Raw genomic sequence first — 23,567 nt, 5'->3', positions numbered from 1 at the left:
AAGAGATGTGGGCGGAGCTGCTCCCCGTGGGCCGCTCCGCCGCGTCCGGCGGCTACCGCCGCTTCGCCTGGAACTCCGCCGACGCCGAGTGCCGCGCCTGGTTCGAGCAGCAGGCCCGCGACCGCGGCCTGACGTACGAGCTGGACCGCAACGGCAACCAGTGGGCCTGGCTGGGCGATCCGCAGGGCGAAGGGGCGGTCGTCACCGGCTCGCACCTGGACTCCGTCCCGGACGGCGGCGCCTACGACGGCCCGCTCGGGGTGGTCTCCTCCTTCGCCGCGCTGGACGAACTGCGCGGCAGGGGAGCGGAGTTCAGCAAGCCGCTGGCGATCGTCAACTTCGGTGACGAGGAGGGCGCCCGGTTCGGCGTGGCCTGCATCGGCTCCCGGCTGACCTCCGGGGTGCTCTCCCGTGAGGCCGCGTACGGGCTGCGCGACGGTGACGGCGTGCGGCTGCCCGACGCGATGGAGAAGGCCGGCTACGACCCGACCGCGCTCGGCGCGGACGAGGAGCGGCTCGCCCGGATCGGCGCTTTCGTCGAACTCCACGTCGAGCAGGGCCGCTACCTCGCCGAGGGGCAGCCGGTCGGCGTGGCGGGCGCGATCTGGCCGCACGGCCGCTGGCGCTTCGACTTCCACGGCGAGGCCAACCACGCCGGCACCACCCGGATCGAGGACCGCCGCGACCCGATGCTGACGTACGCCAACACGGTGCTCGCCGCCCGCAAGAAGGCGAAGCTGGCGGGCGCGCTGGCCACCTTCGGCAAGGTCGCGGTGGAGCCGAACGGCACCAACGCGATCGCCTCGCTGGTGCGCGGCTGGCTGGACTCCCGGGCCGCCGACGAGCGGACCCTGACCGAGCTGGTCGGCGAGATCGAGCGGGCCGCCGCCGAGCGCGGCGAGCGTGACGGCGTCCGGGTCGAGCTGACCCGCGAGTCGTACACCCCGGTGGTGGACTTCGACGGCCCGCTGCGCGACCGGCTCGCCAAGCTGCTCGACGCCCCGGTGCTGGGGACCGGCGCGGGACACGACGCCGGGATCCTGGCGTCCGCGATCCCGACCGCCATGCTGTTCGTGCGCAACCCCACCGGGGTGTCGCACTCCCCGGACGAGCACGCCGAGCTGGCCGACTGCCTGACCGGGGTCGCCGCCCTCGCCGACGTACTGGAGGACCTGGCGTGTCAGTGACCCCTTCGGTCAGCTACTGGGCGGAGCACGCCTGGCTGCCGCACCACAACGGGCCGGTGGTCGAGCCGGACGTGCTGATCGTGGTCGGCGGCGACGGGCGGATCGCTCGGGTGGAGCCGGACAGCGGGCCCTGCCCGCCCGGTGCCGTCCGGCTCGACGGGCTGCTGCTGCCCGGCCAGGCCAATGCTCACTCGCACGCCTTCCACCGGGCGCTGCGCGGGCACGTCCAGGTCGGCTCCGGGACCTTCTGGACCTGGCGCGACACCATGTACCGGTTCGCCGGCGCGCTCGACCCGGACAGCTACCTGGCGCTCGCCACCGCCGTCTACGCCGAGATGGCGCTCGCCGGGGTCAGCGCCGTCGGGGAGTTCCACTACCTGCACCACGCGCCCGGCGGCGCCCGCTACACCGACCCCAACGCGATGGGCGAGGCGCTGATCGAGGCGGCCGCCCGGGCCGGTATCCGGATCACCCTGCTGGACACCTGCTACCTGTCGTCCGGTTTCGGCGCCGAGCCGACCCACCCGCAGCTGCGGTTCAGCGACGGCGACGCCGAGGCGTGGGCGGTACGGGCGGATGCGCTCAAGCCGCGCGAGCACGCCCGGATCGGCGCCGCCATCCACTCCGTCCGGGCCGTCCCGGCCGAGCAGTTGGGCACCGTCGCGCACTGGTCGGCGATGCGCAAGGCGCCGCTGCACGTCCACCTGTCCGAGCAGACCGCCGAGAACGAGGCCTGCCTCGCCGCGCACGGCGTCACCCCGACCCGGCTGCTCGCCGACCACGGCGCGCTCGGCCCGCGCACCTCGGCCGTGCACGCCACCCACCTCACCGACGAGGACGTCAAGCTCCTGGCGGACTCGGGGACGACCGTCTGCATGTGCCCCACCACCGAGCGGGACCTCGCCGACGGCATCGGCCCGGCCCGCCGACTCGCCTCGGCGGGCAGCCCGATCTCCCTGGGCAGCGACAGCCACGCGGTGATCGACCCGTGGGAGGAGGCCCGGGCGCTGGAGCTGGACGAGCGGCTGCGGACCCGGACGCGCGGCCACTGGACGGCGAACGCGCTGCTGCGGGCCGGCGGCGAGGACGGGCACGCCTCGCTCGGCTGGCCCGAGGCCGGGCGGATCGAGGCCGGGGCGCTCGCCGACTTCACGGCGATCGCGCTGGACTCGGTACGGACGGCCGGGCCGCCTGCGCGGCTGGGTGCCGAGATCGCGGTCTTCGCGGCCTCGGCGGCGGACGTCCGGCACCTGGTGGTCGGCGGGCGGCACGTCGTCCGGGACGGCGTGCACCAGCTGGTGGCCGACGTGCCGGGGGCGCTGCGGGCTGCCATCGGCGCGCTGGACTACTGAGCCCGTTTCAACTCCCTTAGGAAGGCGTTGCCTTGAGCACCAGGACCACCTTGATCACGGGCATCGGCAGCCTGGTCACCAACGACCCCGGGCACGGCACCGGGCCGCTCGGCCTGCTGAGCGACGCGGCCGTGGTGATCGACGGAGGCACCGTTGCCTGGGTCGGCCCGGCCGCCCAGGCCCCGGCGGCGGACGAGCGCTTCGACGCGGAGGGGCGAGCGCTGCTGCCAGGCTTCGTCGACTCGCACGCCCACCTGGTGTTCGCGGGGGACCGGACCGCCGAGTTCAACGCCCGGATGTCCGGGCAGGCGTACTCGGCGGGTGGCATCCGGACGACGGTGGCGGCTACGCGGGCGGCTTCGGACGCCGAGCTGGAGGCCAACCTGGCCGGGTTCGTCCGGGAGGCGCTGCGGCAGGGGACCACCACCATCGAGTGCAAGTCCGGCTACGGGCTGACGGTCGAGGACGAGGCGCGGGCGCTGCGGATCGCTGCGGCCCATACTCCGGAGACCACGTACTTGGGGGCGCACATCGTGGCCCCCGAGTACGCCGAGGACCCGGCGGGGTACGTGGAGCTGGTCACGGGGGAGATGCTGGACGCCTGTGCGCCGCACGCCCGTTGGGTGGACGTGTTCTGCGAGAAGGGCGCATTCGACGGGGATCAGGCGCGGGCTGTGCTCACGGCGGGCATCGAGAAGGGCCTCACGCCGAGGGTGCACGCCAACCAGCTCACGTACGGGCCGGGCGTGCAGTTGGCGGTGGAGCTGGGGGCTGCGTCGGCTGATCACTGCACGCACCTGACGGACGAGGACGTGGCGGCGCTGGCGGGGTCGGCGACGGTCGCGACGCTGCTGCCGGGGGCGGAGTTCTCGACGAGGGCCGAGTACCCGAGCGGGCGGCGGCTGTTGGACGCGGGGGCGGTGGTGGCGCTGTCCACGGACTGCAACCCGGGGTCGAGCTTTACGAGTTCGATGGCGTTCTGTGTTGCCGTGGCGGTGCGGGAGATGGGGATGACGCCGGACGAGGCGGTCTGGGCGGCCACGGCCGGTGGCGCGCACGCGCTGCGGCGGACGGATGTCGGGGTGATCGCGGTGGGTGCGCGGGCGGATCTGCTGCTGCTGGACGCACCCTCGCACGTCCACCTGGCGTACCGCCCGGGCGTGCCGCTGACGGCGGCGGTCTGGCGCGCGGGCGTTCGCGAGGTCTAGGGGACCGTAGACGGCCCCCGCGCCCCCGGGGTGGCGGGCGCGGGGGCTCTTCGCTAGTCGAACTCGCCGGCCTTGGCGCCTTGGAGGAGGTCGGTGAGGCTGCGGCGGGTGGTGCGGATGATGACGTCCGCGTCGTCGGACTCGCGGAGTTCGACCAGCCCGTCAAGTGCGCGCAGTTCGACGCAGTTGTTGCTTCCTTCGCTGAAGCTGGACTTCTGCCAGGCAGAGTTAGTCATGAAGTCAGGCTAGCCACCGGCGGCCTCTTGCGGGGAGCAAGAGGCCGCCGGAACGATTCGCTCAGGCGCCGACGACGAGGTGGTCGAACTCGCCGGCCTTGGCGCTTTGGAGGAAGTCGGCGAGGCTGCGGCGAGTGGTGCGGACAATGACGTCGCCCTGGTCGGACTCGCGTACTTCGAGCAAACCGTCGATGGAACGCACCTCGACGCAGTTGTCGCTTGCGCCCGAGTAGCTGGACTTCTGCCATGCGGAGCTAGACATGCTGACCTGCCAATTCTTCCTTGATCGACTGCAGGAGGTCCCGTGACTTCTCCTCGGAGAGCGCCGTGGAGTCCATCATGGCAAGGAGGGCGCGGAACCTCGTGAGGTGGGCGGGGCTTTCGAAGAGCTGGATGCCATGGCCTGTGTCCATCTGTGCAGAGTCCAGGTCCGTTATGGGTCCTTCGGCGTAGGTGAAGTTCTCGCAGGGGCTCGGGACAGCGCCAGCAGCGAACGGTACGACTCGGACCGAGATGCTGGGCTGTTCTGAGTCGGCGAGGAGCGCTTCGATCTGCTCGACGTTGACCTTCAGATCACTGAACTGCATACGCAGGGCCGCCTCGTGGATGAAGGCGGTGTACGGAGTCGCTCCAGATCGGATGACGCGCTGTCGCTGCATGCGAAAGGCCGTCTTGAGATCGACCTCGTGACGCAGCGGCGGCGGGTAGGCCTGAGCGAACAATGCTGCCGAGTAGGCGCCGGTCTGGAGCAGGCCGGGGACGAACGTAGTCCCGTAAGTCGAGAGCCTGCGAGCGTGACCCTCCAGTTCGGCGACGTTGAGGAAGTCTGTTGCCAGAGTCTCCCGATACTCCTCCCACCACCCGGGCTTGCCTCGCTCCGTGATGATGTCGGCGAGCGCGTCGATCAGTGGCTGGTTGGAGCACATGCACGTTGAGGCGATCGTGTGCAACCGCTCCACGCTGATGCCGATCTTCCCCGACTCCATCTGCGTCACCTGGGCCGGATTCATGCCGACCGCTCTGCCGAGCTGGCTGCCGCCGAGACCTACCTGCTCTCGCATCCTCCGCAGTTCTGTTCCCAACCTGCGCTGACGGAGTGTGGGGTTCGTACGAGCCATGGTTCCTTCCGGGGCGAGGGTGGTCCAAGTCTGCCGCGCTGGCCCGACATGGGTCCATCTGAGGCTGACAGCCACGATCGAGGGAATATCTGGATCCCATGGAAATTTTCTCATGGATCTGAGTTATCGTCGTTCTCAGCTCGATCCGACGGATCGTCAGTAATGCCTGCATGTAAGGCAGTAGGCGCCTACTGCCCTCGCGCGCCGCAGAGCAGCCGCCGCCCCGGCCTGGCTCACGGCGACGACCGTCGTTCCTTCACCCCTTTTCCCTCGTGGAGGTTCCCGTGTGCACCCGTAACACCCCCTCGCTCACCCTCTCCCGGCAGGCCCTGCGGGACGCCATGACCCGCAACGGCTTCGACGCCGACGCGATCTTCGACGCCGAACTCGCCCTCTGCGAGCTGATCGTCAACGCCTGGCGGCACGGCGCCACCCCCGCGCCCGTCGTCTGGTTCTCCATCCTCGGCCCCACCCTCCGCGTCACCGTCTCCGACGAGAGCGACGCCCTCCCGCAGCCCCGCACCCCCACCGGCCTCGCCGAGACCGGCCGCGGCCTCCAGCTCGTCGAAGGCCTCACCCACCGCTGGGGCGTCGACCCCCAGAAGCGCGGCAAGACCACCTGGTACGAGCTGGACGCCGCCTCGTGACCCGCGATCCCATCGCCCCGGACGACCCCCGCATGCGCGACTACACCGAACCCCAGATCACCACCCTCCTGGGCGAGTTGCACCGACGCGGCCTCCCGCACGGGCTCCTCTGGGGCTCCGCCTCGCCCGGCGAGACCACCCTCGACGGCCGCATCCTGATCGACTTCGGCAACGCGCCCGTGAGTACTCTCCTCAACCTCCTCCACCTGCTCCGCGACCTGGAGCGCGACGAGGCCTGGCACCGGTGAACTTCTTCATCGGCGCGATCCTCCTCGCCCTCCTCGCCCTCGCCATCACCACGGTCGCCCTCGGCGTCATCACCACTCTCAAGATCCAGCCCCCCGAGGAATACGACGACCAGCGCTGAACCGTGCGGAAGGCCCTCGCCCGCCCTGGGCGAGGGCCTCCGGGGCCCGGCTGTCAGCCGAGATGCGGGAAGTATCAATCCAGGTAGGCCAAAGCACCCGCAACCAGGGAACGCGCTGCAGCGCCTCGTGCGGCCCCCTGTGAGAGCCGCTCGAAGGCGCGGGCATACAGATCGACCTGGCTGGGCTCTGTAAGCGTCGAGGCGGCATCCAGTGTGTCCGCGTGGACCCTGGTGGCATCGAAGATCGTGAAGGTCGGCATGGGCCATACGGTCCGTCGTGTCGCGAACGGGATGATGCCGACGGCGACGTTCGGAAGATCCATGACTCCGAGCAGGTGGCCCAGTTGTGCCGCCATGGCCTCGGCGCCGCATACGCGGTACCGCAGCACGGACTCCTCCAGCACGAACGAGAACCGCCGTGCGCCGTTGCTCAGCACCGTGTTGCGCTTCATGCGGGCCGCCACGGCGTCACTCACGTCGTTCGGGGTTCCCCGAAAGTCTGCGATGGACGACAGCAGGGCGGCGGCGTATCGAGACGTTTGGAGGAACCCGGGAATCACGTCGGAGACGTAGACCCTGAACAACCTGGTCTGTTGGTACAGGTCCCCCGTGGACTCCTGTAGACGACGCAGCCAGCTCCGCTGGAGTCGCTTCCACTGCGCGTGAGCGTCGTCGGGCGGCCTGTTGGCAGCGATCAGGTCAAGGACTTGATCGCCGGCGCCGCAGGCTCGGCACCACGCCATGATGTCTGCGTCGGAGGGAGGGGTCTTGGCGTTCTCGATCCGGGAGGACTTCGATTCCGACCAGCCGCACCTGACTGCCAGCTCGCGCCCGCTGATCCCCGCGTCCTTCCTGATCTCGCTCAGCCGACCGGCGAGGGCTTCGCGAGCCTTCTGAACCTTCGGAGAGGGGCGCAGAGTCATAGAGCTGGCCTTCGTCGGATCTCGAAACGGGGTGGTGTGGGAGCAATCCCGTCTGGATTGCCAAGCGCAGCAGGTCACAGGCTCACGGCGTGGCGGTATGCCGTGATCTCGTCCTCGGCCAGGACGCGGTCTCTGGGGTAGTGGTGCATCCGGATCAGCGCACCGTCGACCTTGTCGGGGACCGAAAGAGGAATTCCTGCGCTACTGGGTCCACCACATGGTGGGGCAGTGGTCCCGGCTCGTGTCGGAACCGACGTCAACGAAACTCTACGGCCACGGTCGGTTCGCTGCTCTGGAGCTTGCTCGGGTTTGCACAAGCTCCTCGCGCAGGCGATAGGCGTTCAATATGGCTACCTGGGACAGTAGTTGGCGTGCAAGCTCATGCAAGTTCGTAGAGACTGGCACCTCACCCTCCGTAACGTCGCCTGTGCCGGTAAGGCGAATGGCAGAGGGATCCACCTCGGCCAGACCGACGACGGAAAGGGAAGAACATGGGCAAGCGCGGCGGCGGGTCCGGCGACGGCAAGGGCGGCGGGCAGCAGGACGACAGCAACAAGGGCGCCGGACACGGCGGCGGCGGGTCCGACGAGGGTGGCAACACCTCCGACGGCTCGTCCCCGGCGGGTGGCGGCGGCAAGTGACCAGCGAGACGCACAAGGAGGCGGGCCCCCAGGGGCTCGCCTCCGCGCTGGTGGCCGGCGGCGCACTGACCTCGGACTGGCTTCCCTCCTTCCGGGCCGTTCCCCGCGAGCTGTTCGTCCCGGACCGGATCTGGCCGGGCATTGCGGACGGCACCCGGCAGAACCCCGTGGTGTACCGGTCGCAGGACCCTGGCGCATGGCGGCGAGCGGTCTACTCCGACATCCCGCTGACCACGCAGTGGGACGACGGGGAGCACGCCGGAGACGGACTCGGTACGACCCCGACCTCGTCCAACTCCATGCCCACGATGGTGTTCTCGATGCTCCAGGACCTTGACGTGCGCCCCGGCGACCGGGTGCTGGAGATCGGCGCCGGCACCGGCTGGAACGCAGGCCTGCTGGCCCACCGCCTGGGCAGCCCCAACGTGGTGACCGTCGAGTACGACCCCGACGTCGCCCGAGGCGCCCGCACGAACCTGGACCTGGCCGGACTCGCGCCGACCGTCGTCGAAGGCGACGGACGCCACGGCTGGCCGGACGGCGCTCCCTACGACCGAATCATCGCCACCTGCTCGCTGCTGGAGATCCCGGCGGCATGGCTGGCCCAGTCCGCGCCCGGCGGAATCATCGTGGCGCCGTTCGGCACCGAGTACGGCGGTGAGCAGATCGTCCGGCTGACCGTCGACGCCGACGGCACCAGCGCGAGCGGCCGATTCACCCGGAGCTCGGCGTTCATGCGGCTGCGACAACAGCGCACCGACCGGGCGCCCTTCGAGGACTACCTGCACGGGCAGGAATGGCCCGCCGACGGGGTGAGAACCACCACCACCCTGGCCCCGCCGGACACCGGCGGATGGTTCGAGCAGTTCGTCATCGGCGCGGCCGTCCCCGGCGCCTTCTGGCGAGCCGAGCGCTACGACGACGGCGCCTACACCCTCTGGCTCTACAGCCGGGACACCCGATCGTGGGCCTCCGCCGACTACCAGCGGGGCCGCACCGAGTACGAGGTGTACCAGTCCGGCCCCCGCAACCTCTGGGACGAGGTGGAGGCCGCCTGGCGCTGGTGGGACGACCAGGGCCGCCCCGGCTTCGACCGCTTCGGCCTCACGGTCGGCCCCGAGGGCCACACCGTGTGGCTGGACAGTCCGGAGAACCCGGTCCCGCTCCGAGGCTGACGTCCGCCGGTCCGGTTGCCTCGCGCAGGAAGTCGGCCGGGCCGACTTCCTGTGTGTTCAGGTGTTGCAAGAGACCATCACAAGTAACTGGAGAACCCGATGGCGGACTGTACGCAGTGCTCTGCTCCTGCGGTGATCGAGGATCTCGACGTGCGGCCGCCGCAGCCTTGGTGCCTCGGTTGTGCGACCGCCCTCGTGCGGGCCGGTGATCCGGTGCTCAACTACCGCCCGCTCGACGGCGGGAGCGAGTACGGGCACGTCTTGGCCGGTGGCAGTACCCAAGTCCTGCCCTTCGGATGACGTCCGGGGCCCTGGCAGCACTTCGCCCCGCTGGATGTGTCCAGCGGGGCGAAGCGGCGTCCGGGCGGGTGCTGCTACGTCAGTGGACCGGTCAAGATCGCCTAGTTCGACATCCTGGGGGCCCGGTGGTTCTCGCCGGACGAACTTCCCGAGGGAGTGTAGGAATCGCACCGACAGCTGATCAGCCGTCGGCCGCATTGACCCTCGGCCGGCCGCTCACCCGGTCCTGTCCGGCGCAGGAAGTCGGCTCGGCCGACTTCCTGCGCATTCATGAGGTGTACCCGGACCGGGCGACTCACTCAGCCGATCGTTCCCGGTGACGATGTGGGGCAACCGGTCGATTGCCGGCCAGGCGGGCGCGGTAGTGGCCTGGACGGTTCGTCGAACAGGCATCAGCGAACGTCGCCCGGGTGTGCGGTGTTTCAACCGGGTTTGTCGGGACCAGGATCCATCCGACCCGACGAAGGCCGATCCAGGGAGGCCCCGGCTTGTCCACCATCGATGAGCGCGTGAGGAAGACCGTCAGCAAGCAGTTGGAGGTCCCCGAGGCCGACGCGGTCGGCAGTGCCAGGCTCGTCGAGGATCTGGGGGCTGCCTCCCTGGACATCGTCGAGGTCCACATCGCGTTGGAGAAGGAGTTCGACATCGAGATCTCCGACGAGTTGGCCTCGGGGATCCACACGGTCCAGAACGCCGTCGACACCGTCACCGCGATTCTGCGGGCCTGACCAGCCGTGTTCGGGTGCCGGCGCAGGAAGTCGGCCGGGCCGACTTCCTGCGCGTTCAGGTGTGTCTCTGCTCAGTTCGCGCCCAACGACCGCCGCAGTGCCGTAGGCATCCGGCTAGGCGGCAGCCGACCGTGCGAGCGGGTGCCCGGGACGGGGTGCGAGGGCGAGGCCGAGCAGGCAGCCTGCCACCAGGCCTGCGCCGTGGTTGTTCTGCAGGAGGCACAGCAGCATTCCCGCGGCAGGGATCAGGAGCACGTACCAGGTCTCCTGGAACGGCCGGCGCGGCTGGCTCCCGCCCAGCAGGCAGCTGACGGCCAGGGCGCCCAGCAGGGCGCAGATGGCCACTGAGTCGCCGCCGCCCTGTGTCGACCAGCCGGCCAGGCTGACCACGTGCGCCAGGACGCCGCCGACGAGGAAGACGACCAGGGTCCGCCACCACCCGAGCGCGGCCTCGGTGACGGCGCCGATCACGAGCAGGGCCGGCAGGTTGAACGCGATCTGCGTGATGCCCGAGGACTGAACCAGCAGCGCGCTCCCGGCTCGCCACCACTGCCCGTCCGACAGGGCGCCCGGTTGCCGCATCAGATCGCCGACGACGGACGGTACCGCGTACTGCACCACGGCCATCACCGCCATCACCGCGAACAGCGCGAGGGTGACCCAAGGGCGCCGCGCCAACGCCGCACGGACCACTGCCAGCACTTCACCCGGCTTGGCGCCACCACCCGCGGGGCCACCGGCCCCGGAGCCACTCGCCGGGCCGGCCAGCACCAGTGTCCGCACTCCCACACTGACCACCACGGCAGCGCTCGCGTACAACCCGATTTCATGCGGCGACATTGCCTACCCCCGTGAGACCACCTCGGGGCAGCTCACCCCGTCAACGCGGCCCATCCTGGCAACCGCGCGCCGCCACACGCCAGGCCCGATGATCACCAGCCGCCCATGACAGTCGTCACAACACCCAAGATCAGCAAGCCGGAATGAGCGACCCAAGCCGCACGCGCAGCGGTTGCCACCCGCCTTCGGGGCCGACGTCGGCCGCGGGTGAGCGTCAGGAGTCCGACCCCGGAGCAGCCGGGTTCCGGACCGGGCCCGGATGCCGTTTCTCGACCGTGACCGCCCAGGCGCGCAGCAGCAGGACCAGCACGATGTACATCGCCAGCACGCCGAAGTCGGAGACGAAGTAACTGGTGCCGCGGTCGGAGGGGATGGTAAACACGGAAAGGATGGTCCAGGCCAGAGCGAGGTAGAAGCAGAGCCGGATGACTTTCGCGGGCCGACTCTCGAAGCGATAGATCAGCAGCACTCTGCTCAGAGGCAGGTGAGGTCGCTCGGCAACAGTCAGTTGCCTGGCCCCGGCGCGCAGTGTCGAGGCCTCGTCCAGCCAGGCGAGACTCCTTGCCTTGGCCTCGGCCAGTTCGTCAGGTTGCGGACTGACCAGCTCCATCGCCTTCCACCACTCCGTCGCGAAGGCCACCTGCCGCGATGCGTCCTCGAACAGCATCTTTCGACGTTCACGCCGAGAGCGTCGCGCGAGCTGGTCCTGAATCACGAAGCCGAGCAGGCTGACAGCGGTGGTGGTGGCTGCAGCGATGACGACAGTGATCTGTGAAGCCACGTGTTCCTCCAAGGTCGCCCGCCCATGGCGGCGAGGCGGGGAGCGGGACCGTGTAGAAGCAGGTCTCGTCAGAAGTGTGGGGGCCGGCCTGGCTGTTCACCCGATCCCGCGCGGTGTCGACGGTTGGATGAACTCCTCGGAGCTACTGGTGCAGGGGCGCCGAGATTCATCGTCCCCCCGGCAGCGCGTGCGCCGGGCGTTAAGTCAGATGACCGATGTGGCGGGGCCTGCTGCGCTGACAGCCTCTGGGTCGGGCGGTTCCGCGTCCGCCGGGGGTCACGTCCCGGGCGGGTTCGGCGTCGGAATCGAGCCGTACCACGTCGTCACCGCTCCGGAGCCCGCACGTCAGCACCGGGCTCGCGGACCAGAAGGGCAGCAGCAGACATGACCGCACCACCCCGTACCCCGCCGCACCGCCGCCGAGCCTCCGGGTTCGTCGCCGCGGTGACCGTCCTCTTCGCCGCGCTGGCCGCCGTCTTCGCCGCCTCGGCACCGGCCGGTGCGGTCACGCCCTGGCAGGAGACGAACCACAACGGCAGCACCCCCGACTCCCCGGCGATGGCGTTCTACGCGGGGAGCAACGTCGAGGTGATCCGCGGCGAGGACAACAACCTCTGGTTCAACGTCGACAACGGCGACTTCAACCACATCGGTGGCGTCACGTACGCCGCACCCTCGATCACCGTGTTCCGCGGCGAGCTCTGGATCTGGCACACCGGCCAGAACGGCGACCTCTGGGGCCAGAACCTCGCCAACCCCGGTGAGACCAACCACCGGCGCTGGTACTGGAATCGGCCCATCCAGTTCAGCACCCAGAACATCGGCGGCTCCGGTTCGGCCGGCCGCGCGACCCTGAGCCCGGCGGTCGCGGCCTCCCCGGACCTGCTGCACTTCATCGTGGTCGGCGCCAACGAGCGGATCTACCACGCCACCATGGGGAGCCGCCGGAACTTCACTTCCTGGACCGAACTGCCGGGCGGCGCCCGCACGGAGTCCGGGGCCGGCGCTTCGACCTCGCCCGACAACCGGCTGACCGTCGTCCACCGCGGCACCGACAACCGGATCTACCGCCAGGGCCTGAACTTCCTGTACTGGCAGTGGGACAACAACTGGCAGCAGGTCAGGAACACCTACACCAACGCTGCCCCGTCGGTCGCCTACAACCACCACGACGATCGGATGGTCCTGGTCTGGCGCCAGGCCAGCTCGGGCCAGGTCCTGGCCGCTGAGATCTCGACGAGCTCCGCCGATGCGTCGATCCCCCAGGGCGTGCCCAACGGCAACAACGTCGCCAGCCCGTCGGCCCCGCGCGTCGACTCCGAGCCGGACGGTGTCGGCTTGACCATTCGGGGCGGCAACTTCTACGACATCCGGGGCAACTACTACCGGAACAACATCATCTACAACATCCACAACTACTACTTCAACTGACGTCTTCCGCGAAGCCGTCCTGCTGCCCCCTCGGGTCCCCCGGCCCGAGGGGGCGTCCCTCATTCCGCGCCCAACGAGCGCTGCAGGAAGCCGAGTTCGTGTCGGAGCAGGTTCTCCACCGTCGCCTCGTCGGTCGGCCGGTGTCCGGCACCGCGCAACGGCAGCACCTCGTGGGGGCGGCCGGCGGCGAGCAGAGCACTGGAGAGCCGCAGGGCGTGGACGGGGAAGACGTTGTCGTCGGCGAGGCCCTGAATCAGCAGAAGGGGGCGGTTCAGGTGTGGCGCCATGTTGACGAGGTCGCAGGACTCGTAGTGCTCGGGGTGCTCGTCGGGGTGGCCGAGGAATCGTTCCTGCCAGTGGGTGTCGTAGAGCCGGTGGTCGGTGGGCGCGGCCCCGGCGGACGCGGCGTGGAAGACGTCCGGGCGGCGCAGCACGGCGAGCGCGGCGAGGAAGCCGCCGTAGGACCAGCCCCGGATGGCGACCCGGTCGAGGTCGAGCAGCCCCGGTCGCAGCCGGGCGGTCTCGTGCAGGCCCTCGATCTGGTCCTCCAACGCCGGCCCGGACTTGTCGCCCCAGATGGTCTTCTCCCACAGCGGCCCGCGCCCCGGGGTGCCTCGGCCGTCCACCACCAGCACCGCGAAGCCCTGGTCGGCGAACCACTGGGAGACCTGCTCGTACCAAGCACCGCAGGTGGTGACCTTCTGCAGGGCCGGGCCCGCGTACGGGTCGAGCAGCACGGGCAGCGGGGCACCCCCGGGCCGGTGGCCGGTGGGCAGGAAGAGGTGGGCGCGCAGTTCGCGCGGGCCGAGGCGGAGCAGCTCGGGGCGGGCGGTGACGACGGGCTGCTCGGCGTACGAGGTGAGCGGGTGGGCCGGACCACCAGGCCGCAGAACGGTGGTGCGGGCACCGGTGGTGAGCACCAGGGTGCCGCCACGTTCGGCGCCGCCGTGCACGCCCGGTCCGCTGCTCAACTGCCGTATGCCGGAGCTGGGTTCGTACGACCACAGGTGGGTTTCAGTGGGTTCCGAGGAGGCCGTGAACAGCACCCGCTCACCGTCCGTGCCGAGCACACCCCGCAGGTGCAGCCCGGCCGGGGTGACCGGCTTGCCGTCGATGGTGAGATGCCGGGTGTCCTCGTGATCGGCGGTGTCGACCAGCGCCCCGCCCGCCGTCCGGACCGGCAGGCCGGGGAGCAGCTCCACCCAGTGCGGGTCGGCCCGCTCGGCGAGCACCCGGGTGCTGCCGTCCGCCTCGATCGCCACCGTACGGACGGTCCGCTGGTCGCGGCTCTGCACGGCGGCGTACGGCCCGTGGTCGTCCCAGCCGGCGGCGGTGAGGTATTCGAAGGCGGCGCGGTCCCAGCGCACCTCCGTGCGGGTGCGGCGGCCTTCCAGGCCCAGCAGCCAGAGCGTGACCTCGGCGTTGGCGGTGCCGGCCAGCGGGTAGCGGACGGCGCGCGGGGGCTGTCCGGGGTCGGCGGGGTCGGCGAGGAACCACCGGGCGACGGCGCGTTCGTCGACCCGGGCGACCAGCAGCGCGGTGCCGTCGGGGGACCACCAGTACCCGCGGTCGCGGTACATCTCCCTGGCGGCGACGTACTCGGCCCGGCCGTACGAGACGTCCTCGGCCTCGGGCTCGGCGAGCACGCGGTCGCCCGTACCGTCCGCGCAGACCATCCGCAGGGTGCCGCCGCTGACGTAGGCGATCCGGCGGCCGGTCGGGTCGAGCGTCGGGCCGACCACCGAGCCGGCGGAGGCCACCGCACGTACCGAACCCGTGCGGATGTCGGCCAGCCACAGCGCGCCGTCCAGCGCGAAGGCGGCCCGCGAGCCCGAGGCGTCGGTGCTGTACGAGGCGATGCCCTCGGAGGCGCCCAGCGCCGCCGGGTCGGCGACCAGCCGCTCCTCGCCGGTCGCGGTGTCCAGCGCCCAGAGGCAGGTGACGGGGTCGGTGCCGCCCCGGCTGCGCAGGAAGAGCACGGTGGCGCCGTCGGCGGAGAGCTCCGGCTGGGCCGGAACGCCCAGGCTGAAGAGCCGGGTGCGGGCCAGCTGGCGGGGCAGCGAGTCGGCCGTCATGCCGGGGAGAGTCGTCATGCCGGGACCATAGGCACACCCGGCCCGACCCCGTCGAGGCAATAAAAAAGCCCGGGGCCGCCGCGGATCTCAGGAATCCACGGCGGCCCCGGGGCCTCATCGGAGCGGCGTCAGCGCACGTCGCCCATGAGCATCCGGACGCGCTTGCGGTAGCTGTAGACCGCGAAGCCCGCGAGGCACGCCAGCGCGGCCTGTGCGGCGATGATGCCGGTGCCGTCGAGGTTGACGCCGCCCAGCGACAGGAGGCTGGTCAGGCAGTCACCGGCGGTGACGGCGAGGAACCAGACGCCCATCATCTGGGAGGCGTACTTCTGCGGCGCCATCTTGGTGGTGACCGAGAGGCCGACCGGGGAGAGGCACAGCTCGCCGATGGTCTGGATCATGTAGATCGAGACGAGCCACATCGGGGAGACCTTGCCGTCGCCCGCCATGTTCATCGGGACGATGAAGATGAAGAACGAGGCGCCGATCAGGACCAGACCCATCGCGAACTTCGTGATGGTGTTGGGCTCCTTGTTGCGGCGGGACAGCCACAGCCACAGCCAGGCGAAGACCGGCGCGAGCGCCATCACGAACAGCGGGTTCAGCGACTGGTACCAGGTGGACGAGAAGCCGAAGCCCAGCACGGAGTCGGCGGTGCTCTTGTCCGCGAACAGGGACAGGGTGGACCCGCCCTGGTCGTAGATCATCCAGAACGCGGCGGCCGCGATGAAGAACCAGATGTAGGCGGTCATCTTGGACTGCTCGCCGGTGTCCAGGTCCTTGTCGCGCTTGATGCGGACCAGCACGGCGACCGGGATGAGCAGACCGGCGACGGTCAGCGGGACGAGCGCCCAGTTCAGGGTGTAGACGCCCAGCGCGACGACGGCGCCGTAGAAGACGACGCCCGCGAGGAGGACGGCGCCGACCTTGATCAGCAGGCTCTTGCGCTCCGCCGGCAGCAGCGGGTTGGGGACCTTGCTGCTCTTGGGGCTCAGGTGGCGGGTGCCCATGAGGAACTGGGTGAGGCCGAGGCCCATGCCGACCGCGGCGAGCGCGAAGCCCAGGTGCCAGTTGTACTCCTTGCCGACCGTTCCGATGATGAACGGGGCGGCGAAGGCGCCGAGGTTGATGCTCATGTAGAAGACGGTGAAACCACCGTCGCGGCGCGGGTCCTCCGGGCCGTTGTACAGGTGGCCGACCATCGTGGAGATGTTGGCCTTGAGCAGCCCGGAGCCGACCGCGACCAGGAGCAGGCCGACGAAGAACGCCGCCTGGCCCGGGACGGCCAGTGCGAGGTGGCCCGCCATGATCACGAAACCGGCGACGGTGACGGTCTTGCGGGCGCCCCAGACCCGGTCGCCGAACCAGCCGCCGGGGTAGGCCATGAGGTAGACCATGGACACGTAGACGGAGTAGATGGCCGTGGCCATCGTCGCCTTCATCGCGAGGCCGCCGCCCTGGCTACCGGCTGCCGCGTCGGCACCGCCGGACACCAGGTAGTAGATCAGCAGGGCGCGCATGCCGTAGTAGGAGAACCGCTCCCACATCTCGGTCATGAACAGCGTGGCGAGGCCTCGGGGGTGCCCGAGGAAGGTCTTGCCGCTGGGGGAGGCCGACGCGAGGTCGGCGGCCCGGGTGGTAGACGCCATGTGTAGTCGTTCCTTGCCTGACAGCGTCCGCTAGGGGGGTGGCGGCGGACGTGGACTGGAACCACTCTACGTGGCGATATTTGGCGTTATCAGATGACAAACGTTGCGAATCAGCCGGGTTAATAACAAAGTTGGTGAGAGATCTTCCCGAGCGATCCATGGTAGACGGGCGTGTCTTCCTTCGGTTCTAAGACCCAGGTGGGGATTCTTCGCCGAACGGCCGGTCGGCAACGCTTTGTTGAGCCGTAACGGGCCCTTGTATAACGATCACACTCTGTGAACTACCTCACAGGGGGTACGGGCATACCCGGGACGACTACCATCACCACATGACCTGTGTGCTGCTCGCCGAGGACGATCCGGCGATCTCCGAACCTCTCGCCCGGGCCCTGCGACGCGAGGGCTATGAGGTGCTCGTCCGCGAGGACGGCCCGACCGCGCTCGCCGCCGGCCTCACCGAGGAGGTCGACCTCGTCGTCCTCGACCTCGGCCTGCCCGAGATGGACGGCCTTGAGGTCTGCCGCCGCCTGCGCGCCGACGGCAAGAGCTGCCCCGTCCTGGTGCTCACCGCCCGCGCCGACGAGGTGGACACCGTGGTCGGCCTGGACGCCGGTGCCGACGACTACGTCACCAAGCCCTTCCGCCTCGCCGAACTGCTCGCCCGCGTCCGGGCCCTGCTCCGGCGCGGCAACGTCGACCAGCTCACCACCGGCGCGCACGGGGTGAAGATCGACATCGAGTCGCACCGCGCCTGGCTGGGCGAGGAGGAGCTGACCCTCTCCGCCAAGGAGTTCGAGCTCCTGCGCGTCCTGGTCCGCGACGCCGGCCGGGTGGTCACCCGCGAGGAGATCATGCGGCAGGTCTGGGACACCACCTGGTGGACCTCGACCAAGACCCTGGACATGCACATCTCCTGGCTCCGCAAGAAGCTCGGTGACGACGCGGCCAACCCGCGCTACATCGCGACCGTGCGCGGGGTGGGCTTCCGGTTCGAGAAGAATTAGCCGCGTACGGAGATCGTGGCCGGGCGGCGGCCGATGAAGCGGAACACCTCGGGGAGCAGCAGCGTGAAACGCCGGATGATCAACTCGCTGCTGGTCGTCGTCCTGGTGGTCGTCGTGGTGTTCTGCGTGCCGCTCGCCCTGGTCGAGAAGCGCACCATCGTCAACTCCGCCCAGGACCGGGTGGACGCCACCGCCGTCCGGGTGCTCGCCCTGGTCGAGAGCCGTCTCGCCGCGGGTGAGGGGGTCAAGGAAGGCCGGGTCTTCGAGAGCCAGGTCACCGAGGGCAGCTACGTCGAGGTGCAGATCCCCGGCCAGCCGGTCCTCTCGGCCGGCACCCGCCCGGCCGGGAACCACCTGCTGCGGGCCGTCGAGCACGGCATCAGCGGAAGCGAGATCGTCACCGTCGAGCAGTCCCGCGAGGACGTCGACCACGAGATCGCCAACAACCTGCTGCTGCTCGGCGTGGTCGCCCTGCTCGCCGTCCAGGCCGCCGTCGCGCTCGCCGTCTGGCAGGCCAAACGGCTCGCCCGGCCGCTCACCGACCTCGCCGAGACCGCCGAACGGCTCGGCTCCGGCGACCCGCGCCCGCGCGACCGCCGGTACGGGGTGCCCGAGCTCGACCGGATCGCCGAGGTGCTGGACACCAGCGCCGAACGGATCGCCCGGATGCTCACCGCCGAACGCCGGCTCGCCGCCGACGCGTCCCACCAGTTGCGCACCCCGCTCACCGCGCTGTCGATGCGGCTGGAGGAGATCACCGCCCTCGCCGAGGAGCCGGAGACCGTCAAGGAGGAGGCCACCATCGCCCTCCAGCAGGTCGAACGGCTCACCGACGTCGTCCAGCGGCTGCTCACCACCCAGCGCGACCCGCGCAGCCCCACCGCCGTCGCCTTCGACCTGGACGAGGTGATCAAGCAGCAGGTGGAGGAGTGGGGTCCGACGCTGCGCGAGCAGGGCCGGGTGCTGTCCCTGGAGGGCCTGCACGGGGTCACCGCGGTCGGCACCCCGGGGACGGTCGCCCAGGTGCTCGCCACCCTGATCGAGAACTCGCTGATGCACGGCGCCGGGACGATCACCCTGCGGGTACGGCCCTCCGGCACCTCGGTGGTGGTCGAGGTGCAGGACCAGGGCGCCGGGGTGCCGGCCGACCTCGGCAACCGGGTGTTCGAGCGCGCGGTCAGCGGCCGCAATTCCACCGGCATCGGCCTGGCCGTCGCCCGCGACCTCGCGGAGGCGGACGGCGGGCGGCTGGAGCTGCTCTCGTTGAAGCCCGCGGTGTTCGCGCTCTTCCTCGGGCGCAGCCACGAGGACTGACGGCCCCGGGGGTCGGTCAGGCGGGCAGCACGCCCAGCTGGCGCATCAGGCCCATGACGTCCCACTGCCACCAGCCCTCGACGATCTTCCCGTCCTTGCAGCGGAAGGTCGTCGTGCCGCGGCCGATCACGGACTTGCCGGTGTTCGGCACGTTCCCGAAGGCGGCCTTCTGGGTGGCGTGCCAGGTCCACCGGGTGGCGACCTCGTCGCCCTCGGCGATCTGGCTCTCGATCTCGAAGGTGAAGTCGAAGGCGTTCATGTAGCCGCTGACCCGCTCCTTGACGGCCGGGAGGCCGACCGCGTCGCCCTCGCTGCCGAAGTCGTGGTCGCGGTAGTCGGCGGCCATGCACTCGTCGATGACGCTGAGGTCGCCCCGGGCGGTCCCGTCCAGGACCCGGTTCGCCAGGGTCTTGTTGAACTGGGAGTCGCGGACCACGTCGAGGTCGGTGAAGGTGGGCGGCTCCTCGCAGAGCGCCACCATCTCGCGGAAGATCCGGTCCGTCTCGGGGAGCTTCGAGTTCCGCATCGCCTCCTCGTAGGAGGGGAACTCCACGATCTCCACCACGTGCTGGGTGTCGGAGCGGTCGGTGGCGACCATCGCGTGGGAGGCGGTCCGCTTCCCGCGGGTCTGCGCGGCCCACGTGTCCATGAGCCGGTTGAGGTCGTCGAGCCTGTCGGTCTTGCAGTCGATGATCTGGACGAACGCCATGGCGAGCCTCCTGGGTCCCCCTCGGCCTCGATCGATCGTCCGCCGGCCGTGCTCGCCCTCGGTAACCACTGTCCTCTTGCGGGGGCGGGCGTGCCAGGGGGAGGGGCGCCTATGCGCGGAGGGGGTGCCTACTCGGCCTTGGCGTAGCGGATCTGCTCGGCGGCCAGCATCAGCTCGGCCTGGGCGGCCAGCTCCTGGCCGTCGGTGGCCTCGGCGGTCGCGGACGTCGTCGCGGTCGGCTCGGCGGTCTCGGGCAGCGCCTTGAAGACCCAGGTGCGGTACGAGAAGAACCGGAAGGCCGTGCCGGCGATCAGACCGATCACGTTCTTGGCGATCAGCTGGTCGGTGGCCGAGTGGTAGCCCAGCACGTGCACCGAGAAGGCGTTGATGCCGTTCTCGATCAGCATGCCGATGCCGCTGAAGACCAGGAAGAGCGTGATCTCCCGCTTGCGCGAGGCGGCGTCGCGGTCCCGGTACAGCCAGTAGCGGTAGCCGAGGTAGTTGGTCCCGATCGCGACGCTGGTGGCGATGTAGCCGGAGAGCGAGTTGACCGGCCCGGTCGCCTTGAGGCAGACCCAGAAGACGCCGGCGTTGACGATCACGCCCGTGACGCCGACGATGCCGAACTTCACGACTTCGCCCGACATCCCACGCAGTTTCTGCATGAGAGTGGGATTCGAAGCTGTGGTCGTCGCCATACCGGGTGGCCTCCATGTACCTGCGGGGAAAAGGGTGTCCCACTGGGCCGGGGGCACCCCTTGAGCCCTGCGTGCACGCACATGATCCGACCGCGCGGACGAGGACCTAGCCGTCCAGGCTACCCGCTTCCACCGAACGGCTCAGCCGTCCGGGGCAGGGGTTGACATCTACGCGCGTCCACTACTCACGGCCCCACCGCGGCTCCATGGCCCCCCACCGGCCCGGATATCCTGGCGGAGTGACTTCCCCGGGCAATGTGAATTTTCCAGTGGTGGGCATGATCGGTGGCGGGCAGCTGGCCCGCATGGCACACCAGGCGGGCATCCCGCTCGGGGTCAGGTTCAAGCTCCTCGCCGACACGCCCCAGGACTCCGCCGCACAGGTGGTCTCCGACGTCGTCCTCGGTGACTACCGCGACCTCGACACCCTGCGCCGCTTCGCGGCCGGGTGCGACGTCATCACCTTCGACCACGAGCACGTCCCCACCGAGCACCTGCGGGCCCTGGAGGCCGACGGCATCGCCGTCCGGCCCGGCCCGGAGGCGCTGGTCAACGCCCAGGACAAGGGCGTGATGCGGGCCAAGCTCGACTCCATCGGGGTGCCCTGCCCCCGCCACCGGATCGTCGCCGACCCGGCCGACGTCACCGCCTTCGCGAACGAGGGCACCGGCTACCCGGTCGTGCTCAAGACCGTCCGCGGCGGCTACGACGGCAAGGGCGTCTGGGTCGTCGACGACGAGCAGGAGGCGCAGGCGCCGTTCCTGGCCGGCGTCCCCGTGCTGGCCGAGGAGAAGGTCGACTTCGTCCGCGAGCTGGCCGCCAACGTGGTCCGCTCGCCCAGCGGCCAGGCCGTCGCCTACCCGGTCGTCGAGAGCGTCCAGGAGAACGGCGTCTGCGCCGAGGTCACCGCCCCCGCGCCCGACCTCGACCCCGCCCTGTCCGACGAGGCCCAGCAGCTCGCCCTGCGGATCGCCGGCGACCTCGGCATCGTCGGCCACCTCGCCGTCGAGCTGTTCCAGACCCGGGACGGCCGGATCCTGGTCAACGAACTCGCCATGCGCCCGCACAACTCCGGGCACTGGACCCAGGACGGCGCCGTCACCTCGCAGTTCGAGAACCACCTGCGGGCCGTCCTCGACCTCCCGCTCGGCGACCCCCGGCCGCGCGCCAAGTGGACCGTCATGGTCAACGTCCTCGGCGGCGACTACCCGGACATGTACCACGCCTTCCTGCACTGCATGGCCCGCGACCCCGGGCTGCGGATCCACATGTACGGGAAGGACGTGAAGCCCGGCCGCAAGGTCGGCCACGTCAACGTCTTCGGGGACGACCTCGACGACGTCCGCGAGCGCGCCCGCCACGCGGCCGCCTACCTGCGAGGAACGATCACCGAATGACCTCCACCGCTACGAGCCCCGTCGTCGGCATCGTGATGGGCTCGGACTCCGACTGGCCGGTCATGGAGGCCGCCGCCCAGGCCCTGGACGAGTTCGAGATCCCCTACGAGGTGGACGTCGTCTCCGCCCACCGGATGCCCCGCGAGATGGTCGCGTACGGCGAGCAGGCCCACCAGCGCGGCCTCAAGGCGATCATCGCCGGCGCCGGCGGCGCGGCCCACCTGCCGGGCATGCTGGCCTCCGTCACCCCGCTGCCGGTCATCGGTGTGCCGGTGCCGCTGCGCTACCTGGACGGCATGGACAGCCTGCTGTCGATCGTCCAGATGCCGGCCGGCGTGCCGGTGGCGACCGTCTCGGTGGCCGGCGCGCGCAACGCGGGCCTGCTCGCGGTGCGGATGCTCGCCGCCTTCGACCCGGAACTCACCGAGAAGATGACCGAGTTCCAGGCCGAGCTGAACAGCCAGGCCACCGAGAAGGGCAAGAAGCTCCGGGCCAAGGTGGCCGGCTCCGCGTCCTTCGGCTTCGGCAAGTAGGTCCCCGGCGGGGGTGGGGTAGAACAGGCCGTATGACTTCTCAGACGGACTCCTCCACCCCGCAGGACCGCTTGGACCGGGCCCGCGCCCTGCTGCGCACCGCCCCCGTGGTGGACGGCCACAACGACCTCCCCTGGGCGATGCGCGAGCAGGCCGGGTACGACCTCGGCGCGCTCGACCTCGCCGCCGACCAGAGCGACCGCCTGCACACCGACCTCGCCCGCCTCGCGGAGGGCGGGGTCGGCGCCCAGTTCTGGTCCGTCTACGTGCCCACCTCGCTGGCCGGCGACCACGCCGTGAGCGCCACCCTGGAGCAGGTCGACTTCGTCCACGCCCTGGTCGAGCGCTACCCGGACCGGCTGCGCCTGGCCCGTACCGCCGCCGACATGGAGGCCGCCCGCGCCGAGGGCCGGATCGCCTCGCTGATGGGCGCCGAGGGCGGCCACTCGATCGACTGCTCGCTGGCCACCCTGCGCGCCCTGTACGAGCTCGGCGTGCGCTACCTGACGCTCACCCACAACGACAACGTGCCGTGGGCCGACTCCGCCACCGACAAGCCGGTGGCCGGCGGGCTGACCGCGTTCGGCGAGGAGGTCGTCCGGGAGATGAACCGGCTCGGCATGCTGGTCGACCTCTCGCACGTCTCCGCCGACACCATGCGGGACGCCCTGCGGGTCACCGAGGCGCCGGTGGTCTTCTCGCACTCCTCCTCGCGCACGGTCTGCGAGCACCCGCGCAACATCCCGGACGACGTGCTCGCCCAGCTGCCCGCCAACGGCGGGGTCGCGATGGCCACCTTCGTCCCGAAGTTCATCCTCCCCGCGGCCATCGAGTGGACCCTCGCCGCCGACGAGAACATGCGCGCCCACGGCTTCCACCCGCTGGACACCACCCCGCCCGCGATGGAGCGCCAGCGCGCCTTCGAGGCCGCCAACCCGCGCCCGATCGCCACCCCGTCGACCGTCGCCGACCACCTCGACCACATGCGCGAGGTCGCCGGCATCGACCACATCGGCATCGGCGGCGACTTCGACGGCACCGCCTTCCTGCCCGCCGGGCTCGACTCGGTGGCCGGCTACCCCAACCTGGTCGCCGAACTCCTCGGCCGCCACTGGTCGGAGGCCGACCTGGCCAAGCTCACCTGGCACAACGCCGTCCGCGTCCTGCGGGACGCCGAGTCGGCCGCCGCCACGCTGCGCACCACCCGCCGGCCCTCCATCGCGACCATCGGCCGGCTCGACGGCTGATCCCGGC

At 70.5% G+C, this 23,567-nt stretch carries 26 protein-coding genes; 16 read left to right on the top strand and 10 right to left on the bottom strand.

The window, feature by feature from the left end; translation table 11 throughout:
* The first annotated feature begins 5 nt into the window (after positions 1 to 5).
* The 3 genes from ACFVXG_RS40400 to hutI are packed head-to-tail and all read left to right on the top strand — an operon-like array spanning position 6 to position 3,747.
* Positions 6 to 1,187, top strand: coding sequence for an allantoate amidohydrolase (locus ACFVXG_RS40400; RefSeq protein WP_387935300.1), 1,182 nt, complete (start codon positions 6 to 8; stop codon positions 1,185 to 1,187).
* Positions 1,178 to 2,539: a formimidoylglutamate deiminase gene (locus tag ACFVXG_RS40395; RefSeq protein WP_387935286.1), complete on the top strand. Its 1,362-nt coding sequence runs from the start codon at positions 1,178 to 1,180 to the stop codon at positions 2,537 to 2,539. The genes ACFVXG_RS40400 and ACFVXG_RS40395 overlap by 10 nt, the downstream gene beginning before the upstream one ends.
* Before the next feature lie 32 nt (positions 2,540 to 2,571).
* On the top strand, positions 2,572 to 3,747 hold the full coding sequence (gene hutI / locus ACFVXG_RS40390; protein ID WP_387935285.1) for an imidazolonepropionase: 1,176 nt from the start codon (positions 2,572 to 2,574) through the stop codon (positions 3,745 to 3,747).
* 53 nt (positions 3,748 to 3,800) lie between these two features.
* Here the strand turns inward: hutI and ACFVXG_RS40385 are convergent, their stop codons facing one another.
* From ACFVXG_RS40385 to ACFVXG_RS40375, 3 genes are all read right to left on the bottom strand, one after another.
* Positions 3,801 to 3,983 carry a DUF397 domain-containing protein gene (locus tag ACFVXG_RS40385; RefSeq protein WP_387935283.1) on the bottom strand — a complete coding sequence of 61 codons (183 nt, stop codon included), beginning with the start codon at positions 3,981 to 3,983 and terminating at the stop codon, positions 3,801 to 3,803.
* Positions 3,984 to 4,044: 61 nt separating this feature from the next.
* Entirely contained in the window at positions 4,045 to 4,245 is a 201-nt protein-coding gene (locus tag ACFVXG_RS40380) for a DUF397 domain-containing protein (protein ID WP_387935281.1), read from the bottom strand.
* Positions 4,238 to 5,101 carry a helix-turn-helix domain-containing protein gene (locus ACFVXG_RS40375; protein ID WP_387935279.1) on the bottom strand — a complete coding sequence of 288 codons (864 nt, stop codon included), beginning with the start codon at positions 5,099 to 5,101 and terminating at the stop codon, positions 4,238 to 4,240. The genes ACFVXG_RS40380 and ACFVXG_RS40375 overlap by 8 nt, the downstream gene beginning before the upstream one ends.
* 284 nt (positions 5,102 to 5,385) lie before the next feature.
* Between ACFVXG_RS40375 and ACFVXG_RS40370 the strand changes: the two genes are divergently transcribed.
* Genes ACFVXG_RS40370 through ACFVXG_RS40360 form a run of 3 tightly spaced genes read left to right on the top strand, consistent with a single transcriptional unit; the run spans position 5,386 to position 6,115 of the window.
* Positions 5,386 to 5,748, top strand: a complete 363-nt coding sequence (locus ACFVXG_RS40370) for an ATP-binding protein (protein WP_387935277.1) — start codon at positions 5,386 to 5,388, stop codon at positions 5,746 to 5,748.
* A complete protein-coding gene (locus tag ACFVXG_RS40365) occupies positions 5,745 to 5,996 on the top strand; it encodes a hypothetical protein (RefSeq protein WP_387935275.1) in 252 nt (83 codons plus the stop codon). Before ACFVXG_RS40370 ends, ACFVXG_RS40365 begins: the two co-directional genes overlap by 4 nt.
* Positions 5,993 to 6,115 carry a hypothetical protein gene (locus ACFVXG_RS40360; RefSeq protein ID WP_387935274.1) on the top strand — a complete coding sequence of 41 codons (123 nt, stop codon included), beginning with the start codon at positions 5,993 to 5,995 and terminating at the stop codon, positions 6,113 to 6,115. Before ACFVXG_RS40365 ends, ACFVXG_RS40360 begins: the two co-directional genes overlap by 4 nt.
* Before the next feature lie 74 nt (positions 6,116 to 6,189).
* On the opposite strand, the gene ACFVXG_RS40355 is transcribed toward ACFVXG_RS40360, so the two are convergent.
* A complete protein-coding gene (locus ACFVXG_RS40355) occupies positions 6,190 to 7,038 on the bottom strand; it encodes a helix-turn-helix domain-containing protein (protein WP_387935272.1) in 849 nt (282 codons plus the stop codon).
* 491 nt (positions 7,039 to 7,529) lie between these two features.
* On the opposite strand from ACFVXG_RS40355, the gene ACFVXG_RS40350 reads away from it, so the two are divergent.
* From ACFVXG_RS40350 to acpP, 4 genes are all read left to right on the top strand, one after another.
* Positions 7,530 to 7,679: a hypothetical protein gene (locus tag ACFVXG_RS40350; RefSeq protein ID WP_207808876.1), complete on the top strand. Its 150-nt coding sequence runs from the start codon at positions 7,530 to 7,532 to the stop codon at positions 7,677 to 7,679.
* Entirely contained in the window at positions 7,676 to 8,854 is a 1,179-nt protein-coding gene (locus ACFVXG_RS40345) for a methyltransferase domain-containing protein (RefSeq protein ID WP_387935270.1), read from the top strand. Before ACFVXG_RS40350 ends, ACFVXG_RS40345 begins: the two co-directional genes overlap by 4 nt.
* 132 nt (positions 8,855 to 8,986) lie before the next feature.
* Positions 8,987 to 9,154: a hypothetical protein gene (locus tag ACFVXG_RS40340; protein WP_387935268.1), complete on the top strand. Its 168-nt coding sequence runs from the start codon at positions 8,987 to 8,989 to the stop codon at positions 9,152 to 9,154.
* A gap of 488 nt (positions 9,155 to 9,642) precedes the next feature.
* Positions 9,643 to 9,882, top strand: a complete 240-nt coding sequence (acpP, locus tag ACFVXG_RS40335) for an acyl carrier protein (protein ID WP_387935266.1) — start codon at positions 9,643 to 9,645, stop codon at positions 9,880 to 9,882.
* Positions 9,883 to 9,996: 114 nt separating this feature from the next.
* Here acpP and ACFVXG_RS40330 read toward each other — a convergent pair whose 3' ends face one another.
* Complete coding sequence (locus tag ACFVXG_RS40330) at positions 9,997 to 10,560, bottom strand: rhomboid family intramembrane serine protease (protein ID WP_387935264.1); 564 nt, start codon at positions 10,558 to 10,560, stop codon at positions 9,997 to 9,999.
* 376 nt (positions 10,561 to 10,936) lie between these two features.
* Complete coding sequence (locus ACFVXG_RS40325) at positions 10,937 to 11,503, bottom strand: hypothetical protein (protein ID WP_387935262.1); 567 nt, start codon at positions 11,501 to 11,503, stop codon at positions 10,937 to 10,939.
* A 384-nt stretch (positions 11,504 to 11,887) separates the two neighbouring features.
* On the opposite strand from ACFVXG_RS40325, the gene ACFVXG_RS40320 reads away from it, so the two are divergent.
* Positions 11,888 to 12,934, top strand: a complete 1,047-nt coding sequence (locus tag ACFVXG_RS40320) for a hypothetical protein (RefSeq protein WP_387935260.1) — start codon at positions 11,888 to 11,890, stop codon at positions 12,932 to 12,934.
* A 59-nt stretch (positions 12,935 to 12,993) separates the two neighbouring features.
* Here the strand turns inward: ACFVXG_RS40320 and ACFVXG_RS40315 are convergent, their stop codons facing one another.
* Positions 12,994 to 15,027 (bottom strand): prolyl oligopeptidase family serine peptidase, encoded by a 2,034-nt coding sequence (locus ACFVXG_RS40315; protein WP_387935258.1) that lies wholly within the window; start codon positions 15,025 to 15,027, stop codon positions 12,994 to 12,996.
* 110 nt (positions 15,028 to 15,137) lie between these two features.
* The gene (locus tag ACFVXG_RS40310) at positions 15,138 to 16,658 is read right to left on the bottom strand and encodes a peptide MFS transporter (protein WP_387935256.1); all 1,521 of its coding nucleotides are present in this window, start codon (positions 16,656 to 16,658) and stop codon (positions 15,138 to 15,140) included.
* Between the two features lie 329 nt (positions 16,659 to 16,987).
* Between ACFVXG_RS40310 and ACFVXG_RS40305 the strand changes: the two genes are divergently transcribed.
* Together ACFVXG_RS40305 and ACFVXG_RS40300 are read left to right on the top strand one after the other, a co-directional pair.
* Entirely contained in the window at positions 16,988 to 17,662 is a 675-nt protein-coding gene (locus ACFVXG_RS40305) for a response regulator transcription factor (protein WP_030290974.1), read from the top strand.
* A gap of 63 nt (positions 17,663 to 17,725) precedes the next feature.
* Positions 17,726 to 18,976 carry an ATP-binding protein gene (locus ACFVXG_RS40300; protein WP_387935254.1) on the top strand — a complete coding sequence of 417 codons (1,251 nt, stop codon included), beginning with the start codon at positions 17,726 to 17,728 and terminating at the stop codon, positions 18,974 to 18,976.
* 16 nt (positions 18,977 to 18,992) lie between these two features.
* Here ACFVXG_RS40300 and ACFVXG_RS40295 read toward each other — a convergent pair whose 3' ends face one another.
* Positions 18,993 to 19,685, bottom strand: a complete 693-nt coding sequence (locus tag ACFVXG_RS40295) for an ester cyclase (RefSeq protein ID WP_387935252.1) — start codon at positions 19,683 to 19,685, stop codon at positions 18,993 to 18,995.
* 128 nt (positions 19,686 to 19,813) lie between these two features.
* Positions 19,814 to 20,332 (bottom strand): GtrA family protein, encoded by a 519-nt coding sequence (locus tag ACFVXG_RS40290; protein WP_387935250.1) that lies wholly within the window; start codon positions 20,330 to 20,332, stop codon positions 19,814 to 19,816.
* Positions 20,333 to 20,640: 308 nt separating this feature from the next.
* Here ACFVXG_RS40290 and ACFVXG_RS40285 point away from each other — a divergent pair, with 308 nt between their 5' ends.
* Genes ACFVXG_RS40285 through ACFVXG_RS40275 form a run of 3 tightly spaced genes read left to right on the top strand, consistent with a single transcriptional unit; the run spans position 20,641 to position 23,560 of the window.
* Positions 20,641 to 21,780 carry a 5-(carboxyamino)imidazole ribonucleotide synthase gene (locus tag ACFVXG_RS40285; RefSeq protein WP_387935248.1) on the top strand — a complete coding sequence of 380 codons (1,140 nt, stop codon included), beginning with the start codon at positions 20,641 to 20,643 and terminating at the stop codon, positions 21,778 to 21,780.
* Positions 21,777 to 22,313, top strand: coding sequence for a 5-(carboxyamino)imidazole ribonucleotide mutase (gene purE / locus ACFVXG_RS40280; RefSeq protein ID WP_387935246.1), 537 nt, complete (start codon positions 21,777 to 21,779; stop codon positions 22,311 to 22,313). The genes ACFVXG_RS40285 and purE overlap by 4 nt, the downstream gene beginning before the upstream one ends.
* A gap of 32 nt (positions 22,314 to 22,345) precedes the next feature.
* On the top strand, positions 22,346 to 23,560 hold the full coding sequence (locus ACFVXG_RS40275) for a dipeptidase (protein WP_387935245.1): 1,215 nt from the start codon (positions 22,346 to 22,348) through the stop codon (positions 23,558 to 23,560).
* The last annotated feature ends 7 nt before the right edge of the window (positions 23,561 to 23,567 follow it).

Origin of the sequence: Kitasatospora sp. NPDC058162 (assembly GCF_042884005.1) — a bacterium.
In the GTDB taxonomy this organism is placed as follows: Bacteria; Actinomycetota; Actinomycetes; order Streptomycetales; family Streptomycetaceae; genus Kitasatospora.
Note: the sequence above shows the minus strand (reverse complement) of the source record. Positions and strands in the feature narration are given on the sequence as shown.